The organism is Streptomyces parvulus (genome assembly GCF_014648855.1).
Classification (GTDB): Bacteria; Actinomycetota; Actinomycetes; order Streptomycetales; family Streptomycetaceae; genus Streptomyces; species Streptomyces parvulus.
The window spans coordinates 100,439-115,269 of the sequence record NZ_BMRX01000019.1 but is presented as its reverse complement, the minus strand read 5'-3'; the positions used below and the strand labels follow the sequence as shown (position 1 = coordinate 115,269).

At 74.4% G+C, this 14,831-nt stretch carries 18 protein-coding genes; 10 read left to right on the top strand and 8 right to left on the bottom strand.

Going from position 1 to position 14,831, the window contains the following annotated elements; all coding sequences use genetic code 11:
- Positions 1-172: 172 nt before the first annotated feature.
- The 3 genes from IE108_RS30990 to IE108_RS30980 all read right to left on the bottom strand — a co-directional run bounded on the left by IE108_RS30990 (position 173) and on the right by IE108_RS30980 (position 1,927).
- Positions 173-433, bottom strand: coding sequence for a DUF5133 domain-containing protein (locus IE108_RS30990; RefSeq protein ID WP_064726261.1), 261 nt, complete (start codon positions 431-433; stop codon positions 173-175).
- Between the two features lie 58 nt (positions 434-491).
- Entirely contained in the window at positions 492-1,325 is an 834-nt protein-coding gene (locus tag IE108_RS30985; RefSeq protein WP_064726262.1) for a SigB/SigF/SigG family RNA polymerase sigma factor, read from the bottom strand.
- Positions 1,326-1,498: 173 nt separating this feature from the next.
- Positions 1,499-1,927: an ATP-binding protein gene (locus tag IE108_RS30980; protein WP_064726263.1), complete on the bottom strand. Its 429-nt coding sequence runs from the start codon at positions 1,925-1,927 to the stop codon at positions 1,499-1,501.
- A gap of 167 nt (positions 1,928-2,094) precedes the next feature.
- On the opposite strand from IE108_RS30980, the gene IE108_RS30975 reads away from it, so the two are divergent.
- From IE108_RS30975 to IE108_RS30965, 3 genes are all read left to right on the top strand, one after another.
- Positions 2,095-2,310, top strand: a complete 216-nt coding sequence (locus tag IE108_RS30975; RefSeq protein WP_064726264.1) for a hypothetical protein — start codon at positions 2,095-2,097, stop codon at positions 2,308-2,310.
- A gap of 49 nt (positions 2,311-2,359) precedes the next feature.
- Positions 2,360-3,838, top strand: a complete 1,479-nt coding sequence (locus IE108_RS30970) for an aminotransferase class I/II-fold pyridoxal phosphate-dependent enzyme (RefSeq protein WP_064726265.1) — start codon at positions 2,360-2,362, stop codon at positions 3,836-3,838.
- Positions 3,839-4,149: 311 nt separating this feature from the next.
- Positions 4,150-4,605: a cyclic nucleotide-binding domain-containing protein gene (locus IE108_RS30965; protein WP_064726266.1), complete on the top strand. Its 456-nt coding sequence runs from the start codon at positions 4,150-4,152 to the stop codon at positions 4,603-4,605.
- A gap of 7 nt (positions 4,606-4,612) precedes the next feature.
- On the opposite strand, the gene IE108_RS30960 is transcribed toward IE108_RS30965, so the two are convergent.
- Both IE108_RS30960 and IE108_RS30955 read right to left on the bottom strand, forming a co-directional pair.
- Positions 4,613-5,923 (bottom strand): MFS transporter, encoded by a 1,311-nt coding sequence (locus tag IE108_RS30960; RefSeq protein ID WP_064726267.1) that lies wholly within the window; start codon positions 5,921-5,923, stop codon positions 4,613-4,615.
- A 70-nt stretch (positions 5,924-5,993) separates the two neighbouring features.
- On the bottom strand, positions 5,994-6,608 hold the full coding sequence (locus IE108_RS30955) for a LysE/ArgO family amino acid transporter (protein WP_064726268.1): 615 nt from the start codon (positions 6,606-6,608) through the stop codon (positions 5,994-5,996).
- Positions 6,609-6,677: 69 nt separating this feature from the next.
- Here IE108_RS30955 and IE108_RS30950 point away from each other — a divergent pair, with 69 nt between their 5' ends.
- The 3 genes from IE108_RS30950 to IE108_RS30940 all read left to right on the top strand — a co-directional run bounded on the left by IE108_RS30950 (position 6,678) and on the right by IE108_RS30940 (position 8,317).
- Complete coding sequence (locus tag IE108_RS30950) at positions 6,678-7,583, top strand: LysR family transcriptional regulator ArgP (protein WP_064731615.1); 906 nt, start codon at positions 6,678-6,680, stop codon at positions 7,581-7,583.
- Positions 7,584-7,712: 129 nt separating this feature from the next.
- Complete coding sequence (locus IE108_RS30945; protein WP_064726269.1) at positions 7,713-7,967, top strand: WhiB family transcriptional regulator; 255 nt, start codon at positions 7,713-7,715, stop codon at positions 7,965-7,967.
- Positions 7,964-8,317: a DUF488 domain-containing protein gene (locus tag IE108_RS30940; RefSeq protein WP_064726270.1), complete on the top strand. Its 354-nt coding sequence runs from the start codon at positions 7,964-7,966 to the stop codon at positions 8,315-8,317. The genes IE108_RS30945 and IE108_RS30940 overlap by 4 nt, the downstream gene beginning before the upstream one ends.
- Before the next feature lie 39 nt (positions 8,318-8,356).
- Here IE108_RS30940 and IE108_RS30935 read toward each other — a convergent pair whose 3' ends face one another.
- Both IE108_RS30935 and IE108_RS30930 read right to left on the bottom strand, forming a co-directional pair.
- The gene (locus tag IE108_RS30935) at positions 8,357-10,030 is read right to left on the bottom strand and encodes an FAD-binding dehydrogenase (protein WP_064726271.1); all 1,674 of its coding nucleotides are present in this window, start codon (positions 10,028-10,030) and stop codon (positions 8,357-8,359) included.
- A 34-nt stretch (positions 10,031-10,064) separates the two neighbouring features.
- A complete protein-coding gene (locus tag IE108_RS30930; RefSeq protein WP_064726272.1) occupies positions 10,065-10,688 on the bottom strand; it encodes a TetR/AcrR family transcriptional regulator in 624 nt (207 codons plus the stop codon).
- A 110-nt stretch (positions 10,689-10,798) separates the two neighbouring features.
- Here IE108_RS30930 and IE108_RS30925 point away from each other — a divergent pair, with 110 nt between their 5' ends.
- The 3 genes from IE108_RS30925 to IE108_RS30915 all read left to right on the top strand — a co-directional run bounded on the left by IE108_RS30925 (position 10,799) and on the right by IE108_RS30915 (position 13,492).
- Complete coding sequence (locus tag IE108_RS30925; protein ID WP_064726273.1) at positions 10,799-11,428, top strand: alpha-ketoglutarate-dependent dioxygenase AlkB; 630 nt, start codon at positions 10,799-10,801, stop codon at positions 11,426-11,428.
- Positions 11,429-11,503: 75 nt separating this feature from the next.
- Positions 11,504-12,250 carry an MBL fold metallo-hydrolase gene (locus tag IE108_RS30920; protein WP_064726274.1) on the top strand — a complete coding sequence of 249 codons (747 nt, stop codon included), beginning with the start codon at positions 11,504-11,506 and terminating at the stop codon, positions 12,248-12,250.
- A 9-nt stretch (positions 12,251-12,259) separates the two neighbouring features.
- Entirely contained in the window at positions 12,260-13,492 is a 1,233-nt protein-coding gene (locus tag IE108_RS30915; RefSeq protein ID WP_064726275.1) for a DUF4032 domain-containing protein, read from the top strand.
- Positions 13,493-13,522: 30 nt separating this feature from the next.
- Here the strand turns inward: IE108_RS30915 and IE108_RS30910 are convergent, their stop codons facing one another.
- Positions 13,523-14,389 carry a universal stress protein gene (locus IE108_RS30910; protein WP_064726276.1) on the bottom strand — a complete coding sequence of 289 codons (867 nt, stop codon included), beginning with the start codon at positions 14,387-14,389 and terminating at the stop codon, positions 13,523-13,525.
- 60 nt (positions 14,390-14,449) lie between these two features.
- Here IE108_RS30910 and IE108_RS30905 point away from each other — a divergent pair, with 60 nt between their 5' ends.
- Complete coding sequence (locus IE108_RS30905; RefSeq protein WP_064726277.1) at positions 14,450-14,818, top strand: VOC family protein; 369 nt, start codon at positions 14,450-14,452, stop codon at positions 14,816-14,818.
- The last annotated feature ends 13 nt before the right edge of the window (positions 14,819-14,831 follow it).

Sequence of the window (14,831 nt, the reverse complement as noted above, 5' to 3'; positions counted from 1 at the left end):
ATTCGGTCCGTGTCGCCCGATCGCCGGCCGATGCCCGCCCGGGCCGGCGGGGAGCGGTGGCCGGACGCGGTCCGGAGGCCGGCGGCCGCCCGGCCCGGACATGGACCGGCCCGCACACCGCCCAGCGGTGTGCGGGCCGGAGTTCACGCCCTCCCCGGCGTCCCGTGCCGGGTCAGCAGGCCGCTCCCGCGGGTTCGGCGAGGGGCCCCGGGCCGGTCGCCGCGGACCCGGCCGGCGCGCTCGCCGCGAGCAGGCGGCGGGCGGTCTCCAGGGCGGCCCGTACGTCGCGCGTACCGGTCGACACGCAGAGCGTGTACTCCAGGTCGCGCGCCTCGGGGCCCGGCCCGCCGGCGGCGTCGAGGGGCTCGCTCGCCGTCGCCGCCTCGTACCGGTCGACGAGGGCGCGCAGCACCGCGGGGTGGGGCATCAGCATCTGGGGTCCTCCTCCGGCCCGCGCGGCCACGGCCGCGACGGCGCCCTCGTGGCTGCGGTCAGTTCTGCGGGGGCCGGCCGGTGCGCTCGCCCATCGCCTCGTCGCGCACGCGGGCGCAGCTGCGGCTGATGAGGCGCGAGACGTGCATCTGCGAGATGCCCAGCTGGTCGGCTATACGGCTCTGCGTCATGTCCTCGAAGAAGCGCATGTAGAGGATGGCGCGCTCCCGTTCGGGCAGCCTGCGCAGGCCGCTCTTGGCGGACTCCCGGTCGATCACGGTGTCGTACGAGCCGTCGGCCGCGCCGAGCGTGTCGGCGAGGCTGTAGCCGTCGTCGCCGGCCGACAGCTCGGCGTCCAGCGACAGGGTGCTGAAGCTCTCCAGGGCCTCCATGCCGGCAGTCACCTCGTCCTCGGTGAGGCCGGTGTGGGCGGCGAGGGCCGCCACCGAGGGCTCGGGGCTGCCCGGGGCCTGGGTGAGTTCGCGGCGCGCCACCCGGACCTTGTTGCGCAGCTCCTGGACGCGGCGCGGCACCCGCAGGGCCCACATCCGGTCCCGGAAGTGGCGCTTGACCTCGCCGGTGATGGTGGGCACGGCGTAACTCTCGAAGGCTCCCCGCTCCGGGTCGAAGCGGTCGATGGCCTTCACCAGGCCGAGCGCGGCGACCTGGCGCAGGTCCTCCAGGGACTCGCCGCGGTCCCGGAACCGGCCGGCGATGCGGTGGGCCATGGGCAGCCACGCGGTGACGAGCTCGTCCCGCAGGGCCTCCCGCTCGGGGCCGTCCGGCAGGGCTGCGAGGCGGCCGAAGCGCTCCATCGTGTCGGGGGCGTCGTCGTGCCGGCGGCGGTTGGCGGCGGGGGTCTCGGGACGTGTGGTGGGCGTTTCAACGAGCATGCGGATTCGCTCCTGAACGGTGGTCTCAGGGGACTTGCCGCGGGAACGGCGCCCGTCCGGAGCGATCCGGAGGGCTGGCGGCATACCGCTCCCGCCGCTGCGCCTCCGGTCCGAAGCACGAACTTGCGACTGCCCCTCACCCGGTGGAACAAACTCCGCTTAACGAAAAGTACTCAGGACAGCGGAACGAGCACCGTGATGCACTTGCCGCCGGCCGGAAGATCTGCCACGCGCACGTCGTGGGCCAGCCGGCAGACGATCGGCCAGCCCCGGCCGCCGACCCGGCGGCGGCCCCGGTCGTCCGTCGGGGGGACGGCCACCGGCAGGTCGTGGCTGCGGTCGCTCACGGAAAGGCGCACACCGGGGCCCACGAGGTCGACCCGGAAGTCGGTGATGCCGCCGCCGTGCAGGATCGCGTTGGTGGTCAGCTCGGAGGCGACGAGCACCGCGTCGGACAGGGCCGCCGCGTCGTAGCGCGGGGTGCCGTCGGCGTCCCGCCGCCCGGCGACGGCGCGCTCGACCGCCTGGCGGGCGTCGGCGGGCCGGTAGTGGTCCGCGGCGTACCGCTCCGCGACGGTCTCGGTCGTGTGCCGGTCACGCATACGTCCGCTCCCTCATCGGTGGCATGTGCCTTCGTCGGGGCCCCGCGCCTCGGTGGGCGCCGTGCGGACCCGTACCTTCCGGCTGACCGGCGCCCGCGGGGACAAACCTCGGGCCCTCCTTACGGCCCAACGGCCATCCGGGCGCCGTACGCGGGTACGCGGAGTACATGACGGATGTTGTGGACTCGGACGAACTGCTCCGCCGGATGCACCGGGCGAGGACCTGCGCGCAGGAGGAGACGCGGACCTGGCGGGACCGGAGCGCGGAACTGCGCCCGACCGACCCCGAGGCGTCCCGGGAGGCCGCCGTGCGGGCCGTGGCGTACGAGGCCGTGCTGCGGGTGCTGGACGAGGTACTGACCCCCGGGCGCCATCCGCGGTAGCGGACCCGGGCCCGGATTGACACCGCGGGAGCCGGGAAACCCGCCCCGCATGAGCGTCGACCACACCCGCGCCCCCGTCCTGGAAGCCCTCGTCGACTACCACCGCGAGGGCCGGCTGTCCTTCACTCCGCCGGGACACAAGCAGGCGCGCGGCGCGGATCCCGCGGTGCGCGAGGTGCTGGGCGACGCGATGTTCTACGGCGACGTCCTGGCGGCGGGCGGCCTGGACGACCGGCTGACCCGGGGGCGGGTGCTCCGGCACGCCGAGGAACTGATGGCGGACGCCGTCCACGCCGACCACACGTTCTTCTCGACCTGCGGCAGTTCCCTGTCGGTGAAGGCGGCGATGCTGGCGGTCGCGGGGCCGCACGAGAAGCTGCTGATCGGCCGGGACGCCCACAAGGCGGTGGTGTCGGGGCTCATCCTGTCGGGTGTCGAGCCGGTCTGGGTCGAGCCCTGCTGGGACCCCGAGCGGCACTTGGCCCACCCGCCGTCGGCCGAGGCGTTCGAGGAGGCGTTCGACGCCCACCCCGACGCCAAGGGCGCCCTGATCACCAGCCCGACGCCGTACGGTGCGAGCGCCGACCTGCGGGCCGTGGCCGGGGTGTGCCACCGGCGGTCGGTGCCGCTGATCGTCGACGAGGCGTGGGGCGCCCATCTGCCGTTCCACCCGGACCTGCCGTCCTGGGCGATGGACGCGGGCGCCGACATCTGCGTGACCAGCATCCACAAGATGGGCAGTGGGCTCGAGCAGGGCTCGGTCTTCCACCTGCGGGGTGAGCTGGTCCCGGCGAAGCTCCTCGGCATGCGGGCCGACCTGCTCGGCACCACCAGCCCCTCGGCGCCGATCTACGCCGGTCTGGACGGCTGGCGGCGGCAGATGGCGCTGCGCGGGCGCGAGCTGATGGGCGGGGCGCTGGAACTGGCGGCCGAGGTCCGCTCGGCGATCGAGGACATCGACGGCATGCACGTGGACGGCCGCGACGAATACTGCGCGCCGGGGCGGGCGCACGGGTTCGATCCGCTGCCCGTGATCATCGATCTCGACGGGCTCGGTGTCACGGGCTTCCGGGCGGCGGACTGGCTGCGCGAGCGGCGGGGCGTGGTCGCCCACATCACGGACCACCGGCGCATCGGCACCCAGCTCACCCACGGCGACGACCGGGACACCGCGGGCGAACTCCTCGCCGCGCTCAAGGACCTCGCCGGCGCCGCCCCGGATCTGGACGCCGGTCCGCGGGTGGCCGTTCCCTCGCCCGCGGAGCTGCGGATGCCGCAGGTGCGGCTGCCCCGGGACGCGTTCTTCGGGCCCACCGAGGACGTACCGCTGGAGCACGCCGCCGGCCGGGTCGCGGCGGAGATGATCACGCCGTATCCGCCCGGCATCCCCGCCGTCCTGCCGGGCGAGCGGCTGTCCGAGCCGGTCCTGCGGTATCTGCGCACCGGCCGGGACGCCGGGATGTTCCTCCCGGACCCGAGCGATCCGGCGCTGCGGACGGTGCGGGTGGCCGCGGAGGGCGGTGCCTGAGGCGGTCCGCCGGGCGTGAGTCCGGTCACGTGGGCCCCTTCTGGTTTCCCCCGGCACCCCAAGATGGTTTAGCGTTCATCCATAAGTGGCGACGGAGTCGACCGAAAGTCCTCCGCGGTCACCGCTTACGGCCCTGGCCGGCCTCCCCCGTCCGGCCAGGGCTTTTTCCTGCCCGCGCACGGTCGTCCCCGGTTCTTGCACCGAATCCGTACGGGATCCGCCGTCCGCCGAATGGCCCAGTGCGCCGACAGCGACTGAAATGGGCATAGGGAAAGCCCCGGAACCGAGTCGCCGGCGAGGAGCCCCGTGCCATGACCAAAGCGATCAAACTGCTGACGGCCCTCCCCCCGCCCCAGCGCGAGCGGATGATGGCACTCGCCCGGGAGGTCTCCTTCCCCGAGGACGCCCGGATCTTCGAGTCGGGGGACCGCGCGGACCGCTTCTGGGTCATCCGCTCCGGCGCGGTCTCGCTGACCCAGCAGGTGACGCCCCTCCAGCAGGTCACCGTCGCCAGCCTCGGCGCGGGCGACCTGCTCGGCTGGTCCTGGCTCTTCCCGCCCTACGAGTGGGACTTCGGCGCCGAGGCCTTCAGCCCGGTGCGCGCCTACGAGTTCGACGCGGGCTCGGTGCTCACCCTGTGCGAGGACGACCCGCGGCTGGGCATCGTGCTGGTGCGGTCGGTCGCCGAGATCCTGGCGCACCGGCTGGAGACCACCCGGGGCCGGCTCATGGACCACTACGCGCTGCACGGCCGCGGCGCGCTGTGAGGTCCCGTCAGACGCGGTAGCGCCGCAGCGCGGGCATCGCGGCCGCCAGGGCCAGCATCACCGCCACGACGAGCAGCCCGCCGCCCGTCACCGCCTCGCGGGCGCCGAGGGCGGACCCGGCGCCGCCGTGCAGGACGTCCGCCAGCCGCGGGCCGCCGGCCACGACGACGGTGAAGACCCCCTGCATGCGCCCGCGCATCTCGTCGGTCGCCGCGGAGAGCAGGATCGCCCCGCGGAACACCATGGACACCATGTCGGCGACGCCGGCCACGGCCAGGAACGCCACCGCGAGCCACAGGCTCCCGCTCAGCCCGGCGCCGGCCACGGCCGCCCCCCAGACCACGACCGCGCCGATCACCATCCAGCCGTGCCGTCGGGCCCGCGAGAAGGTGCCCGAGAACAGCCCGCCGACCACCGCGCCGACCGGGATCGCCGCGAACAGCAGACCGAGGGCGAGCCCCTCGCCGTACGGGGCGAAGGTCTCGGCGGCGAGCTGCGGGAACAGCGCGCGGGGCATCCCGAGGACCATGGCGACGATGTCGGCCAGGAAGGAGAGCAGCAGCACCTTGTGCCCGGCGATGTAGCGGAACCCGGCCACGATCTCCCGGACGCCCGCGCGCCGCACCGCCGTGCCGGCCAGCGGCGGGAGCGGGGGCAGCCGGTACACGGCCCACACGGTCACGCACAGGGCGAGCGCGTCGATGAGGTACAGCTCGGGCAGTCCGATCACCGGGATGAGCGCGCCGGCCAGCAGCGGGCCGACCACCTGCCCGGTCTGCATCACGGTCGAGCCCAGGGCGTTCGCGGCGGGCAGCTCGCCCTCGGGCACCAGGCGGGCGATCGAGGCGTTGCGGGCCGGCGCGTTGAGCCCCCAGAAGGCCTGCTGGAGCGCGAGCAGCAGCATCAGGGCGCCGACCGACTCCAGACCGGTGACCGCCTGCACCCAGAACAGCAGCGAGGTCACGGCGATGCCGGTGTTGGTGATGAGCAGCAGCTTGCGCCGGTCCATCGTGTCGGCGACGGCGCCGCCCCACAGCGCGAACACGATCAGCGGCAGCAGCCCGGCGAGACTGGCGGCGCCCACCCACGCCGAGGACCCGGTGATGTCGTAGATCTGCTTGGGCACCGCGACCGCGGTGAGCTGGCTGCCGACGGCGGTGACGATGGTCGAGGACCACAGTCGGCGATAGGCGGGGCGGCGCAGCGGGCGGGTGTCCATCGCCCAGCGGCGCCACCCGCGCCGCGCCTCCCCGTCCGGGGCGGGTCTCTTCGCCGCTTCCTGCCCGGTCCCGCTCTCGCTGCTCTCGCTGGAGTCCACGCGCTTCCTACATGCTCGATACATCTTTCGGCTGCGGGGATCAGTGTCGCAGCTCCGTTCGAGCGGGCGGTCACGCGCCGGCGACGAGGCTCACCCCGAGAGCGATCATGGTGGCGGCGACCAGTCCGTCGAGCACCCGCCAGGCCGCGGGCCGGGCCAGGAATCGGCCCAGGTGGCGGGCGCCGAAGCCCAGCACGGCGAACCAGACCAGGCTGGCCGCCGCGGCGCCCAGGCCGAAGGTCCAGCGCAGCGGCCCCCGGTCCGCGGCGACCGAACCGAGCAGGAACACGGTGTCCAGGTAGACGTGCGGGTTGAGCCAGGTCAGCGCCAGGCAGGTGAGCACGGCCCGGCGGCGTGAGCCCGCGCCGTCGCCCTCCGCCCGCAGCGCGCCCTCGGGGCGGAAGACGCGCCGGGCGGCCAGGGCGCCGTAGCAGAGCAGGAAGGCGCCGCCGATCCAGCCGACCACGGTCAGCGCGTCCGGCCAGGCCACCACCACGGCGCCGACCCCGCCGACGCCCAGGGCGATGAGCAGGGCGTCGGAGAGGGCGCAGATGCCGACCACGGCGAGGACGGCGTCGCGGCGGATGCCCTGGCGCAGGACGAAGGCGTTCTGCGCGCCGATGGCGACGATGAGCGAGAGCCCGGTGCCGAAACCGGCGGCCGCGGCGGTGAGGGCGTTGGTCATGCTCCCGACGCTAAGCGGACGATCACCGCAGGTACAGCTAAAGATTCTTACGTATCCTTAGCGCTCGTGATGACGGAGGACGCGGCGGACCTGCCGCTGGACCAGGTGCGCACCCTGCTGGCCGTGGTGGACGAGGGCACCTTCGACGCGGCGGCCGCCGCGCTGCACGTGACGCCGTCGGCGGTCAGCCAGCGGGTGAAGGCCCTGGAGCAGCGCACGGGCCGGGTGCTGCTGCTGCGCACCAAACCGGTGCGCCCCACGGAGTCCGGCGCGGTTCTGGTGCGCCTCGCCCGCCAGGTGGCCCGGCTGCAGCGGGACGCGCACGCCGAGCTGGGCCTGAGCGGGGCGGCCGGCGAGCCCACCCGGATCTCGGTCGCCGTCAACGCCGACTCGCTCGCGACCTGGTTCCTCGGCGCGCTCACGGAGCTGCCCGCAGGGCCCGGGCTCTGTTTCGAGCTGCGCCGCGAGGACGAGGCCCACACGGCCGCGCTGCTGCGGGAGGGCGTGGTGATGGCCGCGGTGACGTCCTCGCCGGAGCCGGTGCCGGGCTGCGCGGTCCGGTTCCTGGGGCGGATGCGCTATCAGCCGTGCGCCGCCCCCGACTTCGCCGCACGGCATCTGGCCGGGCCGCTGCGGGAGGCGCTGGGCGCGGCTCCCGTCGTGGTCTTCGACCGGCGGGACGACTTCCAGGACGCGTTCGCGCGGCGGCTCGGGCGCGGCGGTGCGAGCACCGCGCGGCACTACGTGCCCACCTCGGAGGGGTTCGTGGAGGCCGTCGCCGCGGGCCTCGGCTGGGGCATGGTGCCGGAGCCGCAGGCGCGGCCGCTGCTGCGCGCGGGGCGACTTGTCGACTTCGCGCCGGACCTGTCGGTGGACGTTCCGCTCCACTGGCAGCAGTGGAAACTCGACTCTCCCGCGCTGGCCACGGTGGCCGAAGCTGTCCTGGCCGCGGCCCGGCGGGAGCTGTCGCGCTAGGCATCCGGCGCCGGTCGTTCGCAGTCGGCCGGTTTCGGCCCGCCGTCGACCGGTCACCCGCATCGGAGCAACTTTTGCACGAAGGCCAACGCACGAAGGCGCGAACGCAACCGATCGCAGGTGACTTTGATGGACGACTGGCGAGAACACGCCGCGTGCCGCACGGAGGACCCCGACCTGTTCTTCCCGATCGGCACCACCGGCCCGGCCGCTCTGCAGACCGAGCAGGCGAAGGCGGTCTGCCGGGGCTGCCCGGTCCAGGAGCAGTGTCTGCGATGGGCGCTCGACACCGGGCAGTCCATCGGCGTGTGGGGCGGGACCAGTGAGCTGGAACGCCGTGCGCTCAAGCGGCGCGAGGCGGTGCGCAGAAGGTCGAGCGCGTGAGCGTACGGGTACGCCGCGTCTACGAGCCTCCCGAGGCCGGCGACGGTGTCCGGGTCCTGGTGGACCGGCTCTGGCCGCGCGGCCTGTCGAAGGACGCGGCGCGGGTCGACGAGTGGCCCAAGGGGCTCACCCCGTCGACCGGACTGCGCCGCTGGTACCACGCGGGTGAGGGCTCCTTCGCGGAGTTCACCGAGCGCTACGAGGCGGAGCTGGCCGCCCCCGAGGAGACGGAACTCCTCGACCACGTGCGGGAGCTGGCGGCCGCCGGGGACGTGACGCTGCTGACGGCGTCGAAGTCGCCCGGGGAGAGCCACGCCGCGGTGCTGCAGCGCCTTCTCGGCGGAAGCTGAGGAGGCGCTGCGGCGCGTGCGGGGCGCCTCAGCGCCTCCTCAGGCGGTCCGCCGGGCGGCGTCGCGGCCCGCGGCGCGGCCGGAGAAGAGGCAGCCGCCCAGGAAGGTGCCCTCCAGGGCGTTGTACCCGTGCACCCCTCCCCCGCCGAACCCCGCCACCTCGCCGGCCCCGTACAGGCCCTCGACGGGGGTGCCGTCGGCGGCCAGGGCGCGTGAGTCGAGGTCGGTCTGGATGCCGCCCAGGGTCTTGCGGGTGAGGATGTGCAGCTTGACGCCGATCAGCGGACCCGCGGCGGGGTCGAGGATCCGGTGCGGCGCGGCGACCCGGCCGAGGCGGTCCCCGATGTAGCGGCGGGCGTTGCGGATGCCCTGGACCTGGGCGTCCTTGGCGTACGGGTTGGCCAGCTGGAGGTCGCGGGCCTCGATCTGCCGCCGGATCAGGGCCGCGTCCAGGAGCGGCTTCTCGGTGAGCCCGTTCATCCGCTCGACCAGCTGCTCCAGGTTGGGCGCGGTCACGAAGTCGGCGCCCTTGCGCAGGAAGGCGTCCACCGGGGCCGGGGCGCCCTTGCCGAGGACGCGTTCGCGCAAGAAGCCGGCCCGGTCCTTGGCGGTGATGTCGGGATTCTGCTCGGAGCCGGAGAGGGCGAACTCCTTCTCGATGATCTTCTGGGTGAGGATGAACCAGGAGTGGTCGTGCTCGGCGAGGCCGTCCGCGGTGCGCAGGTGCCGGAGGGTGCCGAGGGTGTCGTAGCCCGGCAGGCACGGCTCGGGCAGCCGGCGGCCCAGGGCGTCGAACCACAGGGACGAGGGGCCGGGCAGGATGCGGATGCCGTGGCCGGGCCAGATCGGGTCCCAGTTGCGCAGGCCCTCGGTGTAGTGCCACATCCGGTCGCGGTTGACGAGGCGGGCGCCCGCGTCGGCGCTGATGCCGAGCATCCGGCCGTCGACGTAGGCGGGGACGCCGGTGACCATCTCGGCGGGCGGCGTGCCGAGCCGGTCGGGCCAGTGGCTGCGGACGATGTCGTGGTCGCCGCCGATGCCGCCGGAGGTGACGATCACGGCCTGGGCGGTGAGTTCGAACTCGCCGGCCGCCTCGCGGCTGGAGGCGACTCCGCGGGGCGAGTCGTCCTCGGCGAGGACCGTGCCGCGCACGCCGCGCGCGGTGCCGTCCTCGACGATCAGGTGGTCGACGCGGTGGCGGTGGTGGAAGGTGAGCAGTCCGTCCCGCGCGGCCTGTTGTGCGTACCGCACGAAGGGCTCGACCACGCCCGTGCCGGTGCCCCAGGCGATGTGGAAGCGGGGCACCGAGTTGCCGTGCCCGCCGGCCCTCAGGTCGCCGCGCTCGGCCCAGCCGACGGTGGGCAGGAAGCTGATCCCGTGCCCGGCGAGCCAGGACCGCTTCTCCCCCGCCGCCCACTCCACGTAGGCCCGGGCCCAGCGCACCGCCCAGGAGTCCTCGTCCTCGGTCCGGTCGAACCCGGCGCTGCCCTGCCAGTCGTTCCAGGCCAGGTCGAGGGAGTCCTTGACGCCGAGGCGGCGCTGCTCGGGCGTGTCGACGAGGAAGAGGCCCCCGAAGGACCAGAAGGCCTGGCCGCCGAGGTTGGCCGCGTTCTCCTGGTCGAGCAGGGCGACCCTCCGGCCCCGGCTGGTCAGCTCGTGGGCCGCGACCAGGCCCGCGAGGCCCGCTCCGACGACAATGACGTCGGCATCCATGGCGATCGTCCCTTCCTTGTCCGTGGTGGCTCTGTCATGGGCGCGCGCCGCCGTCGGTCAGCAGCGCGGTGAGGAGCTGTCCCAGCCAGGCCCGGGCGTGCTCGACGTCCCGGTCCAGGAGGAGCTGGGTGGTGACGCCGTCGTACGCGGCGACCACGGCGTGCGCGGCGCCCTCGGTGTCGCCCAGCACGGCGGGCAGGGCGGTGTGTCCGCGGGCCCGGGCGAGCCGGTCGGCGATCGCCCGCCTGAGGCGCGCCCGGTGTTCCAGCAGGACCCCGGCGACCTCGGGGTCGCGGGCGGCGTGCACCAGGAAGTCCGTCTTGACCAGCAGCCAGTCCCCGTCCAGCAGCAGCACCTCGGTGACCCGTGCCACGGCGGCCGGCACGTCCAGGCCGGGGCCGTCGGAGGCGAGCGCGGTGGACACCTGCTCGGCGATCAGCTCGGCGCGCTGCCGGTAGAGGGCGAAGAACAGCTCGTCCAGGCTGTCGAAGTTCGAGTAGAAGGCGCCCCGGCTGTATCCGGCCGCCTCGCAGACCTCCTCGATCGACACCCGGCCGAACCCCTTGGCGGCGAACACCGCGAACGCCGCGTCCAGGAGGTTGGCGCGGGTACGCACGCGACGCCTGGTCACCCGCCCGGTGGTCGCCTTCACCGCCATGCCCGGCTCCCTCGCTCCGTTGGATGCGCGAATGTATCGGATACATCAGCGTATCGAAAGTGCCCTGACATCTTTAGAACGCATTTTCGATTGAGGAGTACGCTGGTCCCATGACCACGCACCTCCAGGGCTCGCTCTTCGACCAGGCCGACGAGGTCCGGCTCGGCCCGCTCGGCGGGCTGCGCCGCACCCACCTGGGCTCGGGAGCCTGGATCGACCTGCTGCCGGGCTGGCTGCACGGCGCCGACGCGCTGTTCGAGCGGCTGGCCGCCGACGTCCCGTGGCGTGCGGAGCGGCGCGCCATGTACGAGCGGGTGGTCGACGTCCCCCGGCTGCTCGCCTTCTACGGCGCCGGGGACCCGCTGCCGGACCCGCTGCTGGCCGAGGCGCGCGACGCCCTGTCCGCGCACTACGCCGACGAGCTGGGCGAGCCGTTCACGACGGCCGGGCTGTGCCACTACCGCGACGGCCGGGACAGCGTCGCCTGGCACGGCGACCGGATCGGGCGCGGCGCGCGCCGGGACACGATGGTCGCCATCCTCTCGGTCGGCGCCCCCCGCGACCTGCTGCTGCGCCCGGCCGGCGGAGGCGGGGAGACCGTGCGCCGGCCGCTCGGCCACGGCGACCTGATCGTGATGGGCGGCTCCTGCCAGCGCACCTGGGAGCACTGCGTCCCGAAGAGCACCCGTGCCGCCGGGCCGCGGATCAGCGTCCAGTTCCGGCCGCACGGCGTGCGCTGAGGGGCGGGCCGCCCTCCGCGCACCGGATCTGCTTGGCTGGGGCCGGCACGGCGGAAACGGAACGCGGGAGACCTCATGGGCGCGGACGTACGGCAAGTGGCGGACGGCACCTACCTGGTGCACGGCTCGCACACCAACTGGGTGATCCTCGCCGACGGCGACGCGGTGACGCTCGTCGACACCGGCTACCCCGGCGACCGGCGACAGCTCCTCGACTCCCTCGCCGCCGTCGGGAGTTCACCGGAGGCCGTCGCCGCCGTACTGATCACCCACGCGCACAACGACCACCTGGGCTCCGCCGAGTACCTGCGCGCCGCCCACGGCACCCCGGTCCTGCTGCACGAGGCCGAAGTGCCGCACGCGCGCCGGGACTTCCTCCAGCAGGTGTCGGTGGGCACGATCCTGCGCAACGCCTGGCGGCCGGGCGTGCTGCCCTGGACGGTGCACGTGCTGCGCTCCGGCGGCACCGAGCAGCACCCGGTGGCCGCGCCCGCGCCCTTCCCGGCGCCGGGCGCCCTCGACCTGCCCGGGCGCCCGGTGCCGGTGCACACGCCGGGGCACACCGACGGGCACTGCGTCTTCCACCTGCCCGGCGCCGGGGTGGTGATCTCGGGGGACGCGCTGGTGAGCGGACACGCGATCTCCCGGATCGACGGACCGCAGCTATTGCCCGACCTGTTCCACCACGACCGCGCCCGCGCGGTCGACTCGCTCGACGTCATCGCCGGGCTGGACGGCGACCTGCTGCTGCCCGGGCACGGCCCCCTGCACCGCGGGCCGGTGAAGGACGCCGCGGAACGGGCCCGGGAACGGGCGTTCTAGAGTCGGGGCATGGCCTTGCAGATCAGCGCCACCAATCCGGAGCACCCCGCGCTCCTGCTCGAACTGCCCTGGCAGCTGCCGCTGGAGCAGTGGCCCGAGGAGTATCTCGTGCCCCTGCCGCGCGGCATCTCCCGGCACGTCGTGCGCTACGCGCGCGCCGGCGAGGAGGTCATCGCCGTCAAGGAGCTGGCCGAGCGGCCCGCGCTGCGCGAGTACCAGCTGCTGCGCGACCTGGACCGGCTCGCCATCCCCGCGGTGGACGCGCTGGCCGTGGTAACCGGCCGCACCGGCACGGCCGGCGAGGAGCTGGAGCCGGTGCTCGTCACCCGGCACCTCGGCGGCTCCCTGCCGTACCGGTCGATGTTCGAGACGACCCTGCGGCCGGCGACCATGCACCGGCTGATGGACGCCCTGGCCGTGCTCCTGGTGCGCCTGCACCTGGCGGGCTTCGCCTGGGGCGACTGCTCGCTGTCCAACACCCTCTTCCGGCGCGACGCGGGCGCCTACGCCGCCTACCTGGTCGACGCCGAGACCGGCGACCTGCACCCGCGGCTCAGCCCCGGGCAGCGCGACTACGACCTGGAGCTGGCGCGGGTCAACATCAGCGGCGAACTCCTGGACCTGGAGGCCTCGGGGGCGCTGCACCCCTCCGTGGACCCCATCGACTTCGGCACCGAGATCTGCGCCCGCTACCGGACGCTGTGGGAGGAGCTGACCCGCACCTCCGTGTATCCGGCGGGCAAGTACCACTACATCGAACGCCGCATCCGGCGCCTGAACGACCTCGGCTTCGACGTGGCCGAGATGCAGATAGAGCACGCCTCCACCGGCGACACGGTCACCTTCGTGCCCAAGGTCGTCGACGCCGGCCACCACCAGCGCCAGCTGCTGCGGCTGACCGGTCTGGACGCCGAGGAGAACCAGGCCAGGCGCCTGCTGAACGACCTGGAGAGCTGGATGGCCACCCAGGAGGACTACGCCCCGGGCGACCCCCTAGGCGCCCGGCCGGAGGTCCTCGCGCACCGCTGGGTGCGCGAGGTGTTCCGGCCCACCGTGCGGGCCGTGCCGCCGGAGCTGCGGGGCTCGATGGACCCGGCGGAGATCTACCACGAGCTGCTGGAGCACCGCTGGTACCTGTCCGAGCGGGCCCAGCACGAGATCGGCCTGGACACGGTCGTCGAGGACTACATCCTCAACATCCTGCCCAGGGCCCGCGAGACCCTCCAGCCCACGTCGGACTGACACCCCGGGCCGTGCGGCCCGCGCGCCGGCTCACGTGTGCGGGACCACCGCCACCGGGCAGTCCGCGTGGTGCAGCACGCCGTGCGCCACCGACCCGATCCGGCCGCCCACGGCGCCGCGGCGGGCGCGGCGGCCGACCACCATCAACCGGGCGTTCGCGGACACCGACAGGAGCACCTGGCCCGCGCTGCCCATCTCCACGTGCTCGACCACCGGGACGTCCGGGAAGCGCTCGCGCCAGGGACCGAGGGCCTCGCCGAGCGCCTTGCGCTCGTACTGCTCCAGACCGCCGGCCTCGTCGGCGAGCGCCATCGAGCCGGGGCTGTAGGTGAACACGGTCGGCAGGGTCCAGGCCCGTACGGCGCGCACGGTGGCGCCGCGCGCGGCGGCCGCCTCGAAGGCGTACCCGATCACGTCGGCGCTGTCCTCGGGCTCGCCCTGCTGGCCCACGACGACCTCGCCGCCGGTCCCGCCCGCCGTCTTCTCACCGGCCCGCACGAGGACGACCGGCCGGGTGGCCTCGGCGATCACCTGCCGGCCGACGGAGCCCAGCAGGAACCCGACGATCGCGCCGTGCCCGCGCGAGCCCAGCACCAGGGTCGTGGAGTCGGCCGCGGCGGCGAGCAGCACGGCGACGGGGTCGTCGGCCTCGCGGACCTCCGTGGACACGGTCAGCTCCGGGTGCCGTCCGGTGACGGTGCGCACCGGTTCGGCGACCGCGTCCCGCACCCAGCGCTCCTGCGCGTCCCGGTCCCCCTCGCCGCCCGTGTCGCGCGGCTGCCAGGCGTGCACGACGTGCAGCGGCGCTCCGGTGCGGACCGCCTCCCCCGCGGCCCAGTCCAGTGCCGCCAGGCTCTCCTGCGAGCCGTCCACGCCGGCCGTGATCGGGCGCGTCATACGGGTCCCTCCCTGTGTCGCGGTGACGTCCATGGGGCCAGTCTTCCCTACGCTGTCCGCATGCCATTGGAGTGGGAGCAGGTAGTGGTCGACGCGGCCGACCCCGCGGCCCTGGGGCGCTGGTGGGCGCGGGCGCTGGACTGGGTGGTGGTGGACGGCTCCGCCGAGGAGTACGAGATCCGTCCGGAGCCGGACCGGCTGCCCGGGCTGCTCTTCGTCCGGGTGCCGGAGGGAAAGGCCGGGAAGAACCGGCTGCACCTGGACTTCCGGCCCGTGGACCGGGCGGCCGAGGTCGCCCGGCTGCTGGAGCAGGGGGCGCGCCGCGCCGACGTGGGCCAGGGCACCGACGTGCCGTGGGTGGTCCTGGCCGACCCCGAGGGCAACGAGTTCTGCGTGCTGGGCCCCCGGGGCGGGCCTCCCGCTGCCTGAGCGAGGTCCGGCG